The sequence below is a fragment of the Synechococcus sp. LA31 genome (assembly GCF_018502385.1).
Lineage (GTDB): Bacteria > Cyanobacteriota > Cyanobacteriia > PCC-6307 > Cyanobiaceae > Vulcanococcus.
This window is the reverse complement of sequence record NZ_CP075523.1, coordinates 2,061,203-2,078,816: the sequence shown is the minus strand read 5'-3', so window position 1 is coordinate 2,078,816 and position 17,614 is coordinate 2,061,203. Positions and strand designations below refer to the sequence as shown.

Annotated in this window: 18 protein-coding genes and 1 tRNA gene; 8 read left to right on the top strand and 11 right to left on the bottom strand. The window is 62.4% G+C overall.

The window, feature by feature from the left end; translation table 11 throughout:
- Positions 1–285: 285 nt before the first annotated feature.
- The 4 genes from KJJ24_RS15090 to KJJ24_RS11350 form a co-directional block, all read right to left on the bottom strand.
- Positions 286–1,416, bottom strand: coding sequence for a calcium-binding protein (locus tag KJJ24_RS15090; protein ID WP_305803595.1), 1,131 nt, complete (start codon positions 1,414–1,416; stop codon positions 286–288).
- A gap of 133 nt (positions 1,417–1,549) precedes the next feature.
- A complete protein-coding gene (locus KJJ24_RS11360) occupies positions 1,550–2,689 on the bottom strand; it encodes an HlyD family secretion protein (RefSeq protein ID WP_371811727.1) in 1,140 nt (379 codons plus the stop codon).
- Between the two features lie 25 nt (positions 2,690–2,714).
- Entirely contained in the window at positions 2,715–5,669 is a 2,955-nt protein-coding gene (locus KJJ24_RS11355; RefSeq protein ID WP_214338813.1) for an ABC transporter transmembrane domain-containing protein, read from the bottom strand.
- Positions 5,666–6,406 carry a peptidylprolyl isomerase gene (locus KJJ24_RS11350; RefSeq protein ID WP_214338811.1) on the bottom strand — a complete coding sequence of 247 codons (741 nt, stop codon included), beginning with the start codon at positions 6,404–6,406 and terminating at the stop codon, positions 5,666–5,668. The genes KJJ24_RS11355 and KJJ24_RS11350 overlap by 4 nt, the downstream gene beginning before the upstream one ends.
- A 94-nt stretch (positions 6,407–6,500) precedes the next feature.
- On the opposite strand from KJJ24_RS11350, the gene KJJ24_RS11345 reads away from it, so the two are divergent.
- Positions 6,501–6,572 (top strand) — tRNA-Gly (locus KJJ24_RS11345).
- Here KJJ24_RS11345 and KJJ24_RS11340 read toward each other — a convergent pair.
- Positions 6,564–7,784, bottom strand: a complete 1,221-nt coding sequence (locus KJJ24_RS11340; RefSeq protein ID WP_214338809.1) for a glycosyltransferase — start codon at positions 7,782–7,784, stop codon at positions 6,564–6,566. The two genes, KJJ24_RS11345 and KJJ24_RS11340, sit on opposite strands and share 9 nt — an antisense overlap.
- 63 nt (positions 7,785–7,847) lie before the next feature.
- Between KJJ24_RS11340 and KJJ24_RS11335 the strand changes: the two genes are divergently transcribed.
- Together KJJ24_RS11335 and KJJ24_RS11330 are read left to right on the top strand one after the other, a co-directional pair.
- Positions 7,848–8,105, top strand: a complete 258-nt coding sequence (locus KJJ24_RS11335) for a ribbon-helix-helix protein, CopG family (protein WP_250544686.1) — start codon at positions 7,848–7,850, stop codon at positions 8,103–8,105.
- Complete coding sequence (locus KJJ24_RS11330) at positions 8,083–8,337, top strand: type II toxin-antitoxin system RelE/ParE family toxin (RefSeq protein WP_214338807.1); 255 nt, start codon at positions 8,083–8,085, stop codon at positions 8,335–8,337. The genes KJJ24_RS11335 and KJJ24_RS11330 overlap by 23 nt, the downstream gene beginning before the upstream one ends.
- Before the next feature lie 5 nt (positions 8,338–8,342).
- Here KJJ24_RS11330 and KJJ24_RS11325 read toward each other — a convergent pair whose 3' ends face one another.
- Positions 8,343–9,476, bottom strand: a complete 1,134-nt coding sequence (locus tag KJJ24_RS11325; RefSeq protein ID WP_250544668.1) for an ATP-binding protein — start codon at positions 9,474–9,476, stop codon at positions 8,343–8,345.
- 165 nt (positions 9,477–9,641) lie between these two features.
- Positions 9,642–9,863, bottom strand: coding sequence for a hypothetical protein (locus KJJ24_RS11320; RefSeq protein WP_214338803.1), 222 nt, complete (start codon positions 9,861–9,863; stop codon positions 9,642–9,644).
- 75 nt (positions 9,864–9,938) lie between these two features.
- On the opposite strand from KJJ24_RS11320, the gene KJJ24_RS11315 reads away from it, so the two are divergent.
- Positions 9,939–10,289, top strand: a complete 351-nt coding sequence (locus KJJ24_RS11315; RefSeq protein WP_214338801.1) for a UPF0175 family protein — start codon at positions 9,939–9,941, stop codon at positions 10,287–10,289.
- Positions 10,290–10,301: 12 nt separating this feature from the next.
- Positions 10,302–10,838, top strand: a complete 537-nt coding sequence (locus tag KJJ24_RS11310) for a DUF3368 domain-containing protein (RefSeq protein ID WP_214338800.1) — start codon at positions 10,302–10,304, stop codon at positions 10,836–10,838.
- 134 nt (positions 10,839–10,972) lie between these two features.
- Here KJJ24_RS11310 and KJJ24_RS11305 read toward each other — a convergent pair whose 3' ends face one another.
- From KJJ24_RS11305 to KJJ24_RS11295, 3 genes are read right to left on the bottom strand one after another with little or no spacing between them, the layout of a single operon-like run.
- Positions 10,973–11,413, bottom strand: coding sequence for a GNAT family N-acetyltransferase (locus tag KJJ24_RS11305; RefSeq protein WP_214338799.1), 441 nt, complete (start codon positions 11,411–11,413; stop codon positions 10,973–10,975).
- A complete protein-coding gene (locus tag KJJ24_RS11300; RefSeq protein WP_214338798.1) occupies positions 11,410–11,799 on the bottom strand; it encodes a type II toxin-antitoxin system VapC family toxin in 390 nt (129 codons plus the stop codon). The genes KJJ24_RS11305 and KJJ24_RS11300 overlap by 4 nt, the downstream gene beginning before the upstream one ends.
- A complete protein-coding gene (locus KJJ24_RS11295) occupies positions 11,799–12,047 on the bottom strand; it encodes a type II toxin-antitoxin system VapB family antitoxin (protein WP_250544666.1) in 249 nt (82 codons plus the stop codon). The genes KJJ24_RS11300 and KJJ24_RS11295 overlap by 1 nt, the downstream gene beginning before the upstream one ends.
- A 49-nt stretch (positions 12,048–12,096) precedes the next feature.
- Between KJJ24_RS11295 and KJJ24_RS11290 the strand changes: the two genes are divergently transcribed.
- Genes KJJ24_RS11290 through secA form a run of 3 tightly spaced genes read left to right on the top strand, consistent with a single transcriptional unit; the run spans position 12,097 to position 16,326 of the window.
- Positions 12,097–12,240, top strand: a complete 144-nt coding sequence (locus KJJ24_RS11290; RefSeq protein WP_214338796.1) for a hypothetical protein — start codon at positions 12,097–12,099, stop codon at positions 12,238–12,240.
- Between the two features lie 39 nt (positions 12,241–12,279).
- Entirely contained in the window at positions 12,280–13,425 is a 1,146-nt protein-coding gene (locus KJJ24_RS11285; protein WP_214338795.1) for an ATP-binding protein, read from the top strand.
- A 30-nt stretch (positions 13,426–13,455) separates the two neighbouring features.
- Positions 13,456–16,326 carry a preprotein translocase subunit SecA gene (secA, locus tag KJJ24_RS11280; RefSeq protein ID WP_214338794.1) on the top strand — a complete coding sequence of 957 codons (2,871 nt, stop codon included), beginning with the start codon at positions 13,456–13,458 and terminating at the stop codon, positions 16,324–16,326.
- Here secA and KJJ24_RS11275 read toward each other — a convergent pair.
- On the bottom strand, positions 16,289–17,614 hold the full coding sequence (locus tag KJJ24_RS11275; RefSeq protein WP_214338792.1) for an ABC transporter ATP-binding protein: 1,326 nt from the start codon (positions 17,612–17,614) through the stop codon (positions 16,289–16,291). The genes secA and KJJ24_RS11275 overlap by 38 nt on opposite strands.

Below are 17,614 nucleotides of genomic sequence, written 5' to 3'. Positions count from 1 at the left end.
GAACTAAGTCCCTCGGATGAGCAGGCAATCACCAACAAGAAAGCCGATATATATTTCTCCAGCATCTCTCACTCCATCCACCAGATCAGACAAGATCTAAACGAGATTATAGAGTCCGGAAAATCAGTGGCTATCTGCCGTGTCTCGGTTGATCTGGGCCATCAAGGTGAGCTATGCCAACTGTGTCAGTGCCTTTCAAAGTCAACTCATCTTGAGAGTGATCAAAACATAATAAAAAAGCCCCTCGGAGAGGGGCATAAGGTCAAAGAGTGTCAGTTGAGTAGATCAAGCAACTGCAAGGCTGCCGGAACCGATTACGCTTGAATTAACTCCTCGAAGGACAACACCTTCTTCAACACCTTGAAGGCTGGTAGTGCTAACTGCCTTGGCCAGAAGAGTGTCTGCGCCGGCATTGACTGTGGAACCAACAGTAAAGGTTGCGTTGTCGCTGCTCAGTGTTCCTGTGATGGCATAGACCCGACCAACAACAAATGCTGCAGACCAAGCACCGGCACCTGCGGTGGTGTAAACGGTGGTGTTGTTGCCCCATGTAGAGCCTGTGAAGGAGACTTTGTCATCAGAAGATGAGAAGTCGGTCACATAGCCGAGTTCACCAGTTGCAACGGTGATGGTGGCTGCCGTTCCAGAAAGGCCTGTGGCGGTGTCGAAGCTGTTATTGAAGATGTCAGACCCTGATCCACCTGAGAGGACGTTTCCACCATCACCACCGATGATCAAGTCATTGCCTTCGCCACCGTAAAGAGTATCGGAACCAGCGGCACCTCGCACAGTGTCGTTGCCGTTGTCGCCACTGAGAATTACATCAGCTCCGCCGCCAGGAGCGATGAAGTTATCGTTGCCTGCTCCACCAAAAATGGTGGAAGAAGCCATATCTTTGGTTGCTGTCGTGAGGTCGGCGAGATCAATGGTGTCATTGCCTTTGTTGCCATTGATTTTGGCGCCTCCGGTAATGGCTACGTCGCCAATGTCAAGAGTGTCATTGCCTTGACCTCCCAATACTTGGGAAGAGGTCAAATTCCCATTGACATTGACTGTATCGTTTCCTGCATTGGCGTTGATCTTCGCGTTATTGCTTACCGCTAGAAGGGTAATCGAATCATCGCCTTCATTCCCTTGGTAAAGGCCGCCGGAGATTGAGCCGGTGAAGGTGACGAAGTCGTTTCCGTAACCGCCTTGAACGGTGCCAGTAGAAAAAGCTGCCGAGTTGAAGGTGTCAGCTCCCTTTCCGAGTTCGGCCGTGATATTGGAGCTATTACCCGTGAGAGTAATCACATCATTGGATGCTTGAGCCCCGATGAAGAGGGGAAAAGCATTTCCATCAAGGGATACTGCATCGACACCAGAGGTGCCGATCAGAGAGGTGCCGCCTGCACCGGTGGTGGTCGTGAAAGCCAAGGTCTCGGTTTGTGAAGACTCCTACCTATCTTATCGTTTAGCAGAGGGATAGGTCAATCACTCGGGCCTTTCTGTTGTGCCAGAGCCTTTGCAGTCACAGGCTTTTGGCTGTGTCGGCATTGGCTGACATGCTTCAGATCTGGCGTAGCGAGTCGGCTTTGTCTTTGAAGCTGCCTAGCAGCAGCTGAAGATAGCTCACTTTCCTTAGCTTGATGTTGGCGGTCAGGCTCATGCCCACCTGCAGTGGGAGGAGGTTCCCATCCCTGAGTTTGAGCTGCTGGTTGGTCAGGCGGATATCCGCCGGGTAGCGGTACGTCTGCTTTTGCTGGTCGGGGGGCAGGGCGTCGGAGCCCACGCGGCGCACCGTGCCCTCAAGCACGCCGAAATCAGTGGCTGGAAATGAGTCGATCGAGAGATCGGCGGCCTGGCCCACGTGCACAAAGCCGATATCAGAGCTCTGGATTTCCACGCGAGCCTCCAGCTTGTCGAATGGCACCACCTTCAACACCGGCATGCTGTCACGGTTCACGAAGCCTGCGCCCTGGGGTTTGAGTTCGAACACCACGCCATCCACCGGGGAGGTCACCGTCTGATAGCGGATGTTCATGTTTTGTTCGCTCAGGTCTCCACGTAGCTGGGCAAGCTGGCTGCGCAACTGCTGGGTTGCCTGATCAAGCACGGCCACTTGGCGTAGCCGATCTACCTGTGTTTGTTCGAGCTGCCCGCGGATCTCTTCAACGCGGTTGCGCTGCTCCAGTAATTGTAGTTCGGCGCTCGCGCCCTGAGCTTCGAGGCGTGCATAGCGCTCGAGAATTTCTTCGTTGAGTTGCAGGTTGCGTTGCAGTTTGGCCTGTTCTGTGGTGTTCAGCTGCAGATACTGCTTCAGTTCCTCCTGCTTGAGCCGTAATTGTTCCTGGGTGAGTTGGAGTGACTGACTCACGCTTTTTTGCCGCTGGCTGCTGGCTTCAGGATCCAAGGTGAGCAATATCTGGCCTTTCTTCACCTGTTCGCCTTCTTTCACATCGAGGGTTTTCACGACGCCATTGATCGGGATCTGGATCTCGCGCACGCCGCCCAGGGGTTCCAGCTTCCCCGGCGCCACCACGATCTCCTCTGTCTGCGCGATTGCCAGCCAGCCGATGCCAAAGGCGGCGGTGCCCATCAAGCCCCAGGTGGTGGCTCGCATCCACACGGGGGATTGCTGCAACACCTCGCCTTCTTCGGCACCGGCTTTCACCCGTTGTTCGAGCGAATGCTGAGCTTGGCGGAACAACTGCCCTGGAGTTTTTAGCCCCATTTCAAACGGCCTCCTGCTGGCGGTATAGGGCGAAGTAGCGACCCTGCCGATCCATCAGTTGGCTGTGGGTGCCTGTTTCCACGATTGCCCCCTGGTGCAGCATCACGATCAGATCGGCGTTGCGCACGGTGGAGAGCCGGTGGGTCACGAAGAATACGGTGCAGCCGGTGAGCGATTCGCGCAGGTTCTGGCAAACACGGCGCTCTGTGTCGTAGTCGAGAGCACTGGTGGCTTCGTCCATCACCAGCAGTTGTGGGTTGGCTAGCAGGGTGCGAGCGATAGCCAGGCGTTGGCGTTGGCCGCCTGAAAGGCTGGCTCCTCTTTCTCCGAGCTGGGAGCTGTAGCCCGAGGGTAAGCCCATGATGAATTCATGGGCGCAGGAGATCGTTGCGGCTCGCACGATCGCTTCGCTGGTGGCATTGGGATCGGTGAGGGCAATGTTGTCGCTCACGCTTCCTGAAAACAGCAGCGGCTCCTGGGGAACAATGCCGATCTGGCGCCGCAGTGAATACAGCTCCACTTTGTCGATGTCATACCCGTCGATCAGGATGCGGCCCTGCTCGGGTGAATAGAGACGGGGGAGCAGTTTCATCAGCGTGCTCTTGCCGCTGCCGCTTTGCCCCACCACGCCAACAAAAGTGCCAGCAGGAATGGTGAGGTTGATGTTTTTCAGCACCTGAGGAGATCCTGCCTGAAAGCGGAACTGCAGGTCGTCGAATTGCACTTCGCCCTTGAGCGGCGGTAGAGGGATCTTGGCCTTGTCTGCAGCGCTGGACTCCTCGGGTGTATCCACCACATCAGCCAGGCGCTCGAAGCTCACACGTAGCTCCTGGATGTTTTGCCAGATATTGGAGAGGCGCAGCAACGGCTGGGTCACGTAGCCCGAGATGATGCGGAACGCGATCAGCTGGCCCAGGGTGAGTTCGCCCTTCAGCACCAACGTGGCCCCCACCCAGAGCACCATCAGCTGTGAGAGCTTCTGCAGCACCTGGCCGGTTTCGTTCAGGGCCGTGCCCGTGACTGTTTTCTCGAAGGTGCGGGCGATGTAGCGCGAGTAGCGCTCCTGCCACTTCCAGCGGCTCACCATCTCCACGTTCTGGGCCTTCACCGTTTGGATGCCGGTGAGCACTTCCACTAGGTGGGCCTGGGTGCTGGCGTTTTCTTCCGCCGCCTGGCGGAACTGGCGGCGGAACAGCGGTGCACCCACCAGGGTGAGCCCCACTTGGATCGGCACCACGATCAGGGCCACGATCGTGAGCACCCAGCTGTAGAGCGCCATCACCACGATGTAGATCACCGAGAAGGCGGCATCAAGGATCGTGGTGAGCGCTTGGCCCGTGAGGAAGTTGCGGATCTTCTCCAGCTCCGCGATCCGCGTGCCCAGTTCGCCCACTGGGCGGCGATCGAAATAACCCACCGGCAGCCGCAGCAGGTGATCGATCACCTCGGCGCCCAGGCGCAGGTCGATCCGGTTGGTGGTGTCAGCAAACAGGAAGGTGCGTAGGCTGCCGAGCACCCCTTCAAACAGGGTCACCACCACGAGGCCGATGCCCAGCACCTGCAGGGTGTCGAGGCTGCGTTGGGAGATCACCTTGTCGATGATCACCTGGATCAGGAGTGGGTTGGCCAGGGTGAACAGCTGCACCACAAAGGAGGCCAGCAGCACCTGCAGCAGCGTGGAGCGGTAGCGCTTCAGCGCAGGCCAAAACCAGGTGAAGTTGAACTTCTGCTCAGGCGTGGCATTGGTGCGATCCACCAGGATCAGCTCCAAGGCTTCCTCGCCGCAGGCTTCTGCCACCTCTGCGGGCTTGAGCTCCAGCCAGCCTAGGCGTGGGTGGGCCATCACCAGGCCAGCAGCGTTGCTGCTCACCACCACACCGAAGCCATCCGCCCAGGGCATCAGGCAGGGCGTGGCCAGGCGGGTGCAATTCGCGGGTTCTGTGCGGGCGCCCACCACATGCAGGCCCATGCCCGCTGCCAGCTGGCCAAGCAGCGGCAGGCTGGGTTGTTGCCCCCGCCGCAGCGCATCGCGGATCGTTTTCTCGATTGCGTCGCGGCGGAACGGAAGCTCCATCACCTGGGCCAGCATCTGGAAGCAGGCCATGGTTTCTTCCAGTGGGCCTTGGCCGCTCTGGAGTTTCAGCTGCTCGCGCAGGCTGGTTTTGCCTAACAGCAGACTGGTGGGCTGCAGTTCGGCCAAGGCAGATGGGCTCGCCATCTGTTCACTGGCTTCGTTAGTGCCGTCTTCAGATTCCTCCTGTGGGCGGCGGCCCTGGCGCAGCTCGGCCATCAGGGCTGCGGGCAGGGCGATTAGCCGCAGCGGGAAAGGGCCGTTGGCAGCGGGTAGGGCGCTTTCATCGCCGAGTTGATCCCCCAGGGCCGCGCCTTCGCCATTAGCGCTGGCTACGAACAGCTCAATGCCAGGGGCAAGCTTGCCCAGGGCTTCTTGGCTGGGGGTCACCAGGGTGGCTTGAGAGGCCGCATGGCGCAGCACATCCAGCAGGCCATAGGGGGCTCGCTCGGTGCGATCCAGCAGCAGCTCGATCAATGCCGCCAGCTCAGCCGGGAAAAGCGTGCTTTGGCACCAAGCGCGGAAGCTTTGCTCCTTCTCATAGAGCTCCACGATCACGTGATCGGGGATGGCTGTGGCCTGCACCTGCGAGGAGGCGCTCACGTCCTCGCAGGGCGCTGCCCGCAGCAGTGAGGCCAGGCCCACCACAGAGCCCGGGCCGAAGGCCGCCAGGGTGGAGAGCTGCCCGTGGTGCCGGCCGAGCAGGCGAGCCTTGCCCGCCTCAACCACCAGCACGCGGTGGGGAATCAGATTGCCCAGGCAGAGGGTTTGCCCCACCCCAAAGCTCACTGGCTCAGCCGTTTCCGCTAAACGGCGCTGGCCCTGCTCAGAGAGCTGTTCAAAGGCCGGATGCCGCAGCAGGTTGATCTGGGGAGCAGCGGTCATGCAGGTGAGGTGTCGCTCAGGTGGTGCGGCAGTCGGGCCAACTTAGCGGTCACTTGTTCTTGCACCCACTCCTGAAACAGTTCCTGGGCCATTTGTTCGGCAATGGCCTCGTTGAAACGGGCCGGCTCGTAGCGCTCCAGCCGTGTCACCAGCCACCAATCGGCGATCTGGAAGGGTTCCATCAGCTGGCCGGCGGTGGTGGTGCGCAGCCGCTCTGCCAGGGCCGGGTGGGCTTGGGTGAGCGGCACGGGCCCCACGATCCCTTTGGTGCCCCGTTCGGGCCCTTCGGCAAATTCGGCGGCCAAATCGGCGAAATTCGCTTCGCCGCCGGCGATCTGCAGGTAAAGCTCGCGGGCCAGGAAGGGATCTTTCACCCGCAGCAGGCTGTACACCACCCGATCCAGCTGCTCTTTGCGTGCCAGGAAGCGGGCCTCGGCCTTGTGGTGGAAGTGGTGTTGGCAATGGTGTTGCACCCGCAGCGGCAGCTCCAGCTGCCAAAGCAGATCGGCCTGGCTCAGTTGGAGCTGCTGCAGATAGGCAGACAGCTCAGCCTCGTTTTCCAGTCCCTGGCGCTCGCAGTGGTTTTGCAGCAGCTCTTCGGTTTGCTGCGGCTCCAGCTGGATGGCGCCCACGGCCCCGGCCACCACCTCAGCGCGAATCAGGGGCGCAAGCAGGTTGTGGCGGCGCAGCAGGGCCAGTGCTTCGGGCTGCAGCGTTTCGGCAGAAGGCGTTTGCATGTAGCCCAATGTATGGAGTCGTTTGGGTTTTCTCCGCGCGTTGACCGGGGGACCCGCCGTAGTGCATGATTCCGGGGTCGCCCAAGGCGGCCCTGCGGATGTAGCTCAGTGGTAGAGCATCTCCTTGCCAAGGAGAGGGTCGAGAGTTCGAATCTCTTCATCCGCTTAGTTCATTGATCACTTGATTCCAGCCTTTCACGGCTGCATCCAGTGAGAAGTCTTGGTTGAGCTGCTGTTCTTGGTGCCGTTCGGTGTTGTTCAGGCGGGTTTTGATCCCTGCCTGAATCGAGGCTGGATCATCCAGATCCACCCAAATAGCCTGTGCTTTGGCCACGGCAGTGCGGATCGCAGGCGTGTCACTAACCACCAGTGGCGTGGTGCAGGCCAGGGCTTCAAACAGGCTCCAGCTCAACACGTAGGGCCGGCTGAAGGAGCAGTGAGCATCGGTGCGCCAGAGCAGCTGGCGGTATTGGGCGTAGGTGAGCAGGCCGGTGAAGTGGATTCGTTCGCGGCCAGGGAACGTACCCAGCTGCTCCAGGCAGTGCTGTTTCCAGCTGCCATCGGGGCGCGGCGCCGGGTAGCTGTAGGCGCAGCGATCGCGGCCGGCGATCACCACCTGGAGCTGCGGATCTGATGCCAGCAGCTTTGGCAGAGCCGCCATGAACTGGGGGAATCCCCTCACCGGCTCCATGCCGCGGGTGGCGTAGCTGAGCAACCTGTGCTCAGGCTCGATCCGCACAGGGGGGCCGCCTTCTTCGCGGTCTAGCTCCAGGCTGCGGCTCAGATCCGGCGGCGGTGGCTGGAAGAACGCGGTGTTGATGCCGTCGAACACCACCCGCAGCTTCGGCTGCCACACAGCTGGAAACTGGGCGGCCTGCCAGGCCGTGGGCACCACCGCCGCATCGCAGAGCAGCAGCTCCTGTTGGATCACCAGGTTGCGCAGTTGGCTCTTGAGCTGCGTGTCGAGCGGGAACTCGGCAAACAGCCAGCGGCTGGTGGCCGGCGTGAACCACCACTCGAACAGCCCGATCAGCTTCGCGTCGGGCAGCAGATCCTTGATGAATAGGCCCAGGCCGTTGCCGGCATGCAGGATCACCAGATCAGGCCGGAAGCCCTCCTGCAGCAGCGCATCCACACCCCGCAGCACCGCCTGGCCGTTGAGCACCGTTTCTTCGGTGGCGTGCAGGTAGTGATGGGTTTCCGGCCGCGGATCCCGGGCCCGCTGATAGGTGCGCAGCTCCACCCCCGGAATCGGATCACTGGCCGCATCGGCCCGCGCCGTGAGAAACACCACCCGATGCCGCGCATCCGCCCCGGTGAGCCGCGCCAGGCTCTGAAACTGCGCCGGATAGTTGCCGTGGATGAACAGGATGTTCACGCGTGCCTGCCTGCTGGGGGGCAGGTTGGCAGAGGTTGAGCGGAGCCTTTGGCCGCTACACTGATGGCGTTGACTTCGCTCGAATGTCGGGAGGTGTTGATGGCTCAGGTAACGGCCCGATTGCCCGATGACCTCACGGCTGAACTTGATGCTGCCGCGCAGCAGCTGAATCGATGCCGAGCCGACGTGATTCGCCAGGCCATCGAGTACTACCTCGATGACATCGAAGATCTCCGGGCGGGCGCCGCTGCCCTGAGGGATCCCGCTGATCCTGTTCTTGATTGGGCTGAGGTGCGCGATGCGCTGCTCGCTGCGGATTAAACGCAGTGCCGCTAAGGCGCTGGCAGCGCTGCCCAGGGCCGACCGCCTCCGCCTCGTGGCCGCGATCGACAAGCTTTGCGAGGTTCCGGCCGCTGGTTCAGCGCTCAAGGGCGAATTCGAGGGACTGCGTCGCCTGCGCGTAGGTCGCTATCGGATCGTGTACGAGTGGCAGCAGCAGGAGCTGGTGGTTCTTGTGGTGCGTGTTGGGCACCGCAAGGAGGTTTACCGCTGAATGGATCAAGGGCGTAGCTGACGCAGCCAGCCCTCCAGCGGTTCGCAGCGGATGCCATCGATCAGCAGCGGCTCCGGGCAGAAAGAAAGCAGCAGGCACTGCGCTTCCGGATAGTCCGCCTGGAAGGCTTTGAGGCCCTTCAGGTCTGCTGAGGTCACCCGGGCTGAGCGCTTCACCTCAATCGCCTGGAAGAGGTTTGGGCCGTACACCACAAAGTCCACCTCCAGGCCTGCGCGGGTGCGCCAGAAGCTGAGTTGTGTGCCATTGGCGCGCAACTGACAGAGCGCCCGTAGGTGCTGCGCCACCAGGCTTTCCAGCGCAAGCCCCTCGATCTCTTCTGGCGCATCCAAGGGGCCCCGCGGCCGCAATGAACGGAACACCCCCGCATCAAAGAAGAAGAACTTTTGGTGCTGCACCAGTTGCCGCTGAGCTCGGCGCTGAAACACGGGCAGGCGGAAGCCCAGCAGCAGATCCTCCAGGATTCCCAGATAGCTCTCGGCCCGTTTGCGCGGGATCTCAGCCTCTCGGGCCAGGCTGGCCAGGTTCAGCAGGCTGCCCTGCGAGAAGCTGATCACCTCTAGGAAGCGGCTGAAATCGCCGATCTGGCGCACCAGGGCTTCCGCCTGCACCTCCTCCTGGAGATAGAGCGCGGCGTAGGCCGCCAGCGTGGCTTGGGGATCAGGCGCTTCCCACACCAATGGCACCAGGCCGATCTGCAGCGCCCGCTCCAGGCTGAAGCCGTCGCCCAATTCCGCGGCCATAAAGGGCGGCATGTGGGCGGCCACCAGCCGCCCGCCCAGCAGATTCGCGGCTCCATGCCGCAGCTTGCGGGCGCTCGAGCCCGTGAGCACGAAGCGAAGCTCGGGCCGCTCCTCCACCAGGCTGTGAACCACATCCAGCAGCTGGGGCGCCTTCTGCACCTCGTCGATCACCACGGTGGTGAGGCCGGGCTCCTCCGCGGCGATTCGTTCCCGCAAGCGTTCCGGCCTGGCCTGATAGGCCCGCAGCACCTCCGGAGCCAGTAGATCCAGCCTTAGTGCATTGGGAAACCGCTCCTGCAGCCATGTGGATTTGCCCGTGCCGCGTGGGCCGAACAGAAAGAAACTGCCGGCCGGCGGCTGCAGAAATCGCCCAACCACCGCCATTTTTGCTGCCGAAATGGAGTTTCAATCGCCATTTTGCTCGCGTCGGCGTGGTTGCGGTGATTGGTGCGGCGCTGTTCGGGCTTCTGTACGGACTGTGCGGAAGCTATGGATGGAGTTGTTTGTTGCGTTTGCAGGCCACCAAGCCCGCTGTCGCGACGCCTAACGCTCGCCGCGACAGGCGTCCAGTGCTTCGAGGATCGTGCTGCGTTGGATGGGCTGTGGAGCCAGGCTGGATAGGAGGCTGGCGTGATCGGCTCGCTTTGCTGCCTCGGTGAGTTCCCGCAACGCGAATGTGCTCAGCGACACTCCTGCGCGTTGAGCTAGGTGTTCCAGCTGCTCGGCCACTGCGTCAGGGATGTGGTGGATGTACAGCCTTCGCACGGCTTCCTTCTGCGTGCGTCCGTTCAGCCGGAACTGGTTCTCTGGGGCATGATGGCCACAGGGCGTAGGAACAGTATGCAGGCCTTTTCGGTTCGCCAGCTCAAGAGCAATCCATCCACGGTGCTCCGAGCCGCTGAGGCGGATGCGATGGCTGTGGTCACCAGTCATCAGGAGCCCACTGCGCTCGTGGTGGCTTTGGATCGCCTGGGCTTGCCGGATACAGCCGCGGTGCGATCGGGTCTGGCGTTGTCGCTGTTTCAGGCCGGCTCCCTATCCGTGGGTTCAGCGGCGCGCATCGCCGGGATGCCGCTACCGCGGTTCCTGGAGATACTGGCCTCGCTCCGGATCCCTGTGGCGGATGCCAGCGATGCCGACCTGGATGATGAACTCGCTCAGGCCCGCCGCTGGCTCGGGCAGGGAGCCTGATCCAGCCCGGCGATGCGCGTTGTACTGGCGGATGCCGGCCCATTGATCGGCCTGGCCCGCATTGAGAGGTTGCAGCTGCTGCGTGATCTCTTCACCACTGTGTGGATCACCGAGGTGATTGCTGCTGAGCTGGGTCTCACTGAAGTAGTGAGCGGTACTGTGCCATCTCTTCCTGGCACGGTGCTGCTGCAGGAGGCCTGTGATCAGGGCTGGCTGCGCGTAGCCGGGCCTTGCACCCTTCCCTGGGCTCCGCTCAATCCTGGTGTTGATGCTGGAGAGGCCAGTGCTATCGGCACGGCCCTTCAGCGGCGCGCCTCTGGAGATGAGGTTCTGCTCGTGATCGATGACCGCTGCGGTCGGGCGGAGGCCCGGTGCCAAGGGTTGGCTGTGATCGGAACGGCTGCCGTGCTCGTGCTGGCCAAGGAGCAAGGTCTCGTTCGTGCCTGTGGGCCGCTTTTGCTGGCTTTGCGTGAGCAGGGTTACTACCTTGGAGATGGATTAATTGCAGCGGTGTTGCGGCAGGTTGGCGAGACACATGGGACGCCTTGAGCTCGATCTCGAGCCGGCCACTGAAAGCATCAAGGCTGTTTTTGGTGTGCTGGCAGGTCGTTCGGAACGCAAGGCAAGCCTTGAAGACATCCATGAGGCCGCCGTGGCTGGCTGGGCCAGCCACGGCAACTGCTCTAGCGGCCCTGGCGCAGCATCAGCCGCTGGCTGTCCACGGCCGTGAAGCCCAGCTGTTCGTAGAAGCCGGAGCTGTTAGTGGTCATCAGATACACCCGTTCCACCCCCTGAAGGGCCGGCTCCTGCAGCAGCGCCTCCACGATTCGCCGGCCAAGGCCGCGACCTTGGTGCTCGCCAGCCACCACCACATCCCAGAGCACGGCGCGGAACACGCCATCGCTTGTGGCGCGGCCAAACCCCACGAGGTGTGAGGCCTGCCAGGCGCTCACCACCGCCTGGCTACCGGCCAGCATCCGGCTCAGTTCGCGCCGCGAGCGGCCGTTGGCCCAAAAGCTATGCGCATCAAGAAGGTGCTGGAGCTGGCGCAGCTGGCCCGGGGCGCGGCGCAGGCGCCAGGCGCCGCGGCGGTGGCGGATCAGCTGAATGGGCGCGGCGCTCAAGCGGGCACCTTCACATCGGTGTGTTGGAAATCCTCGCCCTTGAACAGCAGCGGCGCATCCATCGCCTTGGCTAGCCCGTAGCTGATGCAGTCCCCCATGTTGAGCGCCGCCTGGTGCCGTCCCTTGCCGTAGTGGCGCCAACCGTGCAGCGCCCAGCGCATGTGGTCGGCGTTGAACGGCACCACCTGGATTGGCGCCCGGTTCAGCAGGAGCTCCAGTTCCGGGACTCCCGCCTCTCCCAGCTGGCTGATCACCACCATCTGCGCTTCCAGCAGCGTTGCGGTGGCGATGCGATTGGCACCGCTGTTGCCCAGGCAGCTCAGGAGCGTGCTCGCATCCGGTTCCACTTTGAGGATGGCCACCAGAGCGGAGGTGTCCACCACCATCACGCCGGCAGCCCCTGGTCGTCATAGAGAGCGTCCTGTGCTTCCTTGCTGCTCACGCCTTCCGGCCAGTGGAGTTGGCGGAAGCGAACCAACAGGGCCTGAAGTTCCTCCTGCCTGGCGGCGTCAGCTGTGTGGCTCCGCTCCAGTTCCACCCTGAGCGCTTGGCGCACTGCGTCGGTGACGCTTGTGCCACGGCGGGCCGCCAGCTCCTTGGCCATGGCGTGCACCTGCGGGTCCTTGATGTTCATGCCCATGGCACTGCCTGGGTAGAAGATTGTTATTAATCTACCCTCGCTGATGAAAGCGGCCAGGCGTTCAGGGGTTGGTCAACTTGTCGGCAGTGGCGACAAGATTCCGGTCGCTCTCCAGCAGTTGCTGCGCCAGAAGCTGTTGGATGGCGTGCAGCAGCCACTGCCCCGGCTCACGCGCCGCGACATCTAGATCCCCAGGATCCCCGGCAAAACCCTTGCGGTGATCGGTATGCGCCGCAGCGGTAAAACGTCGCTGCTCTGGCAGGAGCTGGGTGAGCGCGTGGCGGCCGCCGCGGAGCGGGCCTGGCTGCCGCTGGTGTCGCTCGAGGATGAACGCCTGCTGGCCCATTCCCCAGGGGTGGAGCTGTTGGACCAGCTGCTGGAAACCTTGTTTCAGCTCCAGCCCGAGCTGCGCAGCGGCACTCAGCGGGGCTGCCTCTTTCTCGATGAGATCCAGCGCATTCCCGGATGGGAGGGCTTCGTGCGCCGTGTGATGGACAGTGAACCCATCGACGTGGTGGTGAGCGGTTCCTCAGCCGAGATGCTCTCCAGCGAGATCGCCAGCAGCCTGCGCGGCCGTGCCGTGGAGGCGGTGGTGTTCCCCTTCAGTTTTCGCGAGAGTCTGCGCCACATGGGCCTGGAGCCCGAGCAGCCCAGTGATCGCTGGAGCAGTGCCGAGCGCTCTCAGTTGTCCCATCAGCTGGAGCTCTACCTGCAGCGTGGTGGTTTTCCGGAGCTGCAGCAGCTCGATGAGCGCAGCCGGCGGCTGTTGCTGAGTAGTTATGTGGACAGCACCGTGCTGCGCGATGTGATCGAGCGCCATGCCGTGCGCCAGCCCCTGGCGTTGCAATGGCTGGTGCGGCAGCTGCTCAGCCACGGCGGCGGTGGCTTCAGCCTCAACCGCCTGCACGGCGCTCTCAAAAACCAGGGTGTGGCGATCAGCCGCGAACACCTGGCCGAGCTGGTGGATCATCTTGAGAGTGCCTTCCTGATTCGCACCCTCTCGGTGGTGGGCGGCTCCCTACGCCGCCGCATGACCCTGCCCCGCAAGGTTGTCCCGATTGATCCGGGCCTCTTGCCCCTCTATGAGCTGGATGGGCGCAGCAATCTCGCTCATGCGCTCGAAACGGTGGTGCTGCTGGAGTTGTTGCGACGGGGCGCTGAGGTGGGGTATTTGCGCACGGCCGATGGCTTCGAGGTGGATTTCCACGCTCGCTTTGCCGATGGCCGGCGCGAGCTGATTCAGGTGTGTGCCGATCTCCGTGATGCCGCCACCCGCCGGCGAATGGCCGGACACTGTGATCTGGAGCTCGGCGCTCGAATGGTTGCTGCAGGCGTGAATCCCGCCCAGGGCCTCCCCGCCTGCTCTCAGTAGGCTGCCCCCAGCGCATATCGGCCCGATTCCATGCTCAAGCTGCTGCTGGGTGATCCCAATGCCCGCAAGCTGAAGCGCTATCAGCCGATCGTGTCTGATATCAATCTGCTGGAGGAGGAGGTGGCGCCTCTCTCCGATGAGGAGCTGCGCGATCTCACCACCGAATTTCGCGGCAAGCTCGCCGCCCTGCAGCTCGAATGCCAAAACCGTGGCCTGAGCATCGAGGCCACGCTCGAGCGTGAGCGAAAACTGCTCGATGAGCTGCTGCCTCAGGCCTTCGCCGTGGTGCGCGAAGCGGGTAAGCGCGTGCTGGGCATGCGCCACTTCGATGTGCAGCTGATGGGCGGCATGGTGCTGCACGACGGCCAGATCGCCGAGATGAAAACCGGTGAGGGCAAAACCCTCGTGGCCACCCTGCCCGCCTACCTCAACGCCCTCACCGGCCGCGGTGTGCACGTGGTCACCGTGAACGACTACCTCGCCCGCCGCGACGCGGAGTGGATGGGCCAGGTGCACCGCTTCCTCGGCCTCTCGGTGGGTCTGATCCAGCAAGACATGGATCCCGCCACCCGCCGCCTCAACTACGGCTGCGACATCACCTACGCCACCAACTCAGAGCTCGGGTTCGATTATCTGCGCGACAACATGGCGTCCGACATCGCCGAGGTGGTGCAGCGCGACTTCCACTACTGCGTGATCGACGAAGTCGACTCAATCCTGATCGATGAAGCCCGCACGCCGCTGATCATCTCCGGCCAGGTGGAGCGCCCCCAGGAGAAATACCAAAAAGCCGCTGAGGTGGCCGCCGCCCTCGTTCGCGCTGCCGAACTGGGTAAAGACGGCATCGATCCTGAAGGCGATTACGAAGTGGATGAGAAGCAGCGCAACTGCACCCTCACCGACGAGGGCTACGCCAAGGCGGAGCAGCTGCTGGGCGTGAGCGATCTCTTCGATCCCGCCGATCCCTGGGCCCATTACATCAACAACGCACTCAAGGCGAAGGAGCTCTTCGTCAAAGACGTGAACTACATCGTGCGCGGCGCCGATGCCGTGATCGTGGATGAGTTCACCGGCCGCGTGATGCCTGGTCGCCGCTGGAGTGATGGCCAGCACCAGGCGATCGAGGCCAAAGAGGGCCTGCCGATCCAGCCCGAAACGCAAACCCTCGCCTCGATCACCTACCAAAACTTCTTCCTGCTCTACCCGCGCCTGGCCGGCATGACCGGCACCGCCAAAACCGAAGAGGTGGAATTCGAGAAGACCTACAAGCTCGAAGTGACCATCGTGCCCACCAACCGGATTCGCTCCCGGGCGGATTGGACCGATCAGGTGTACAAAAACGAAACGGCCAAGTGGCGCGCCGTGGCCCTGGAAACCGCCGAGGTGCACAAAACCGGGCGCCCAGTGCTGGTGGGCACCACCAGCGTGGAGAAATCGGAGTTGCTGAGCGCTCTTTTGGCGGAACAAGAGATCCCCCACAACCTGCTCAACGCCAAGCCGGAAAACGTGGAGCGTGAGGCCGAGATCGTGGCCCAGGCCGGCCGTGCTGGTGCCGTCACGATCGCCACCAACATGGCCGGCCGCGGCACCGACATCATCCTGGGCGGCAACGCCGACTACATGGCTCGCCTCAAGCTGCGTGAGGTGCTGCTGCCCCGTTTGGTGCGCCCTGAAGAGGGTCACAAGCCGCCGGTGCCCCTGCAGCGCGCCCCCGAGGCCGCACCTGGTTTCGGAGCCGAAGCCGGGGCTGCTGCCGCTAAGGCGCCTTCCGAGGCCCGCGCCATTGGAGCCCTTTACCCCTGCGCCCTCAGCGATGCCACCGAGCACTCGCTCTCGGAGCTGGCCCACGATCTGGTGAAGGCCTGGGGTGATCGCCAACTCACCGTGCTCGAGCTGGAAGACCGCATCGCTCAGGCGGCCGAGAAAGCCCCCACCGATGACCCACAGGTTCAGGCCCTGCGCTCCTTGATCAGCCGTGTAAAGGGCGAATACGAAGCGGTCACCGGCACCGAAGACGAGCAGGTGCGCGAGGCCGGCGGCCTGCACGTGATCGGCACCGAGCGCCATGAATCCCGCCGCGTAGATAACCAGCTGCGTGGCCGCGCCGGCCGCCAGGGCGACCCCGGCTCCACCCGCTTTTTCCTGTCGCTGGAAGACAACCTGCTGCGCATCTTCGGCGGCGACCGCGTGGCCGGTCTGATGAATGCCTTCCGGGTGGAGGAAGACATGCCGATCGAATCCGGCATGCTCACCCGCTCGCTCGAGGGTGCTCAGAAGAAGGTGGAAACGTATTACTACGACATCCGCAAGCAGGTGTTCGAGTACGACGAGGTGATGAGCAACCAGCGCAAAGCCGTGTATGCCGAGCGCCGGCGCGTGCTGGAGGGCCGCGAGCTCAAGCAACAGGTGGTGGGCTACGGCGAGCGCACCATGACCGACATCGTGGAGGCCTACGTGAACCCCGACCTTCCCCCCGAGGAGTGGGATCTCGATCGCCTGGTGAGCAAGGTGCAGGAATTTGTGTATCTGCTGGAAGATCTCAAGCCTGATCAGCTGCTCGGCCTCTCGGTGGAAGAGCTCAAGGCCTTCCTGCAGGAGCAGCTGCGCAATGCTTACGACATCAAAGAAGGCCAGATCGAGCAGCAACGCCCGGGCCTGATGCGCGAAGCCGAGCGCTTCTTCATCCTCCAGCAGATCGATACCCTCTGGCGTGAACACCTGCAGGCGATGGATGCCTTGCGTGAATCGGTGGGTCTACGCGGCTATGGCCAGAAAGATCCTTTGATTGAATACAAGAATGAGGGCTATGACATGTTCCTCGAGATGATGACCCAGATGCGCCGCAACGTGATCTATTCGATGTTCATGTTCCAGCCGGCTGCGGCGCCTCAGGCGGCCTGATCAGCTCTGCTGGGCCGGCACTCAAATCGCACAAGCCAGCCGGAGTGCTCTCTGGGCTGGCCAGCACGCGAAAAGCGGTGTAATCCACCACCCGGTGCAGGAATTGGCCCGGCTGCTCCGCCGGCCACACGCCGCCGCCTACGAAATACACCCCCGGTAGCAGTCCGGGCCCAAAGCTGAACAACAGCTCCCAGCTTTGGCTCGGTTCAGCCATGAAGCGATCGCCTTCGAGGGGAAATGCCTGCCCGGTGACCCGCAGCCCCTGGGTGCTGGCGATGTGGCAGCCGCAGCGCAGAGCCCTGGCGGTTAAATCTGCAGCGGCCTCATAGCGGAAGCGCAGCTGGAAGGCAGCTCGAAAGGGGATCTGGTTGAGCGGCTGGCCGTCGGGCGATTCGATGCTGATGCTCTTGATCTCCACGCCCTGGCTGGCGTAGATCTCACGGCTTTTCGGCACCAGGCTGGTGTCGATCGCTTGGGTTTGTGGTTCGGCTGTGACCTCGGTGTGTTGCAGCGCCCGTTTGCGTTCGATCACCGCAGCCCATTCCGCATCCGGAGCATTGGCCAGCTGCTGATAGGTGGTGGTTACCAGGGATGGTTTGCCCATTAATTGCGGCCTTCCTTTGTGCAGCAGCAGCGCCTGATCGCAGTGCTGAATGATCTGGGCGCAGCTGTGGGTCACCAGCAGGATCGAGGTGCCGGAGGCCTTCAGTTGGCTCAGGCGGGCGTAGCACTTTTTCTGGAACAGTTCATCACCCACTGCCAGTGCTTCATCCACAATCAGGATGTCGGGGTCGATGTTGGCTTGCACAGCAAAGGCCAGCCGTAGAGCCATGCCACTGGAATAGGTTTTCACCGGCTGGTGCACATACTCGCCGATGTCGGCAAAGGCCAAGATTGCATCGAGCTTTGATTCCGTTTGCCGTTGATTGAGGCCCAGCAGTGAGGCGTTGAGAAACACATTTTCGATACCGCTGAATTCCGGATTGAAGCCGCTGCCAAGCTCCAGCAGGCCGGCCACGCGGCCCTGGCAATGCACTGCCCCTTCCGTGGGCGTGAGCGTGCCGCAGAGCAATTGCAGCAGGGTGCTTTTGCCCGAGCCGTTGCGCCCTACGACACCGAGGGTTTGGCCTGCGGGCAGCTCAAAGCTCACCCCGCGTAGGGCCCACTTTTCCTGAAAGAGCTGCCGCCGCTCGCCCCAGATCCCCTGGGCCAGGCGCGCTCTGGGCGACTCAAAGATCCGGTAGCACTTACCCAGATTGCTGGCGTGGATGGCGATTGCGGTGGTCAT

What these genes read in the sequence shown, in the direction of transcription:
- KJJ24_RS11330 (WP_214338807.1), top strand. Translation starts at nt 8,083, where the DNA reads ATGCGCTGCTCGCTGCGGATTAAACGCAGTGCCGCTAAGGCGCTGGCA.
- KJJ24_RS11290 (WP_214338796.1), top strand. Translation starts at nt 12,097, where the DNA reads ATGAAAGCGGCCAGGCGTTCAGGGGTTGGTCAACTTGTCGGCAGTGGC.
- secA (WP_214338794.1), top strand. Translation starts at nt 13,456, where the DNA reads ATGCTCAAGCTGCTGCTGGGTGATCCCAATGCCCGCAAGCTGAAGCGC.
- KJJ24_RS11285 (WP_214338795.1), top strand. Translation starts at nt 12,280, where the DNA reads ATGCGCCGCAGCGGTAAAACGTCGCTGCTCTGGCAGGAGCTGGGTGAG.
- KJJ24_RS11355 (WP_214338813.1), bottom strand. Translation starts at nt 5,669, where the DNA reads ATGACCGCTGCTCCCCAGATCAACCTGCTGCGGCATCCGGCCTTTGAA.
- KJJ24_RS11275 (WP_214338792.1), bottom strand. Translation starts at nt 17,614, where the DNA reads ATGACCACCGCAATCGCCATCCACGCCAGCAATCTGGGTAAGTGCTAC.
- KJJ24_RS11310 (WP_214338800.1), top strand. Translation starts at nt 10,302, where the DNA reads ATGCGCGTTGTACTGGCGGATGCCGGCCCATTGATCGGCCTGGCCCGC.
- KJJ24_RS11350 (WP_214338811.1), bottom strand. Translation starts at nt 6,406, where the DNA reads ATGCAAACGCCTTCTGCCGAAACGCTGCAGCCCGAAGCACTGGCCCTG.
- KJJ24_RS11300 (WP_214338798.1), bottom strand. Translation starts at nt 11,799, where the DNA reads ATGGTGGTGGACACCTCCGCTCTGGTGGCCATCCTCAAAGTGGAACCG.
- KJJ24_RS11335 (WP_250544686.1), top strand. Translation starts at nt 7,848, where the DNA reads ATGGCGTTGACTTCGCTCGAATGTCGGGAGGTGTTGATGGCTCAGGTA.
- KJJ24_RS11315 (WP_214338801.1), top strand. Translation starts at nt 9,939, where the DNA reads ATGCAGGCCTTTTCGGTTCGCCAGCTCAAGAGCAATCCATCCACGGTG.
- KJJ24_RS11295 (WP_250544666.1), bottom strand. Translation starts at nt 12,047, where the DNA reads ATGAACATCAAGGACCCGCAGGTGCACGCCATGGCCAAGGAGCTGGCG.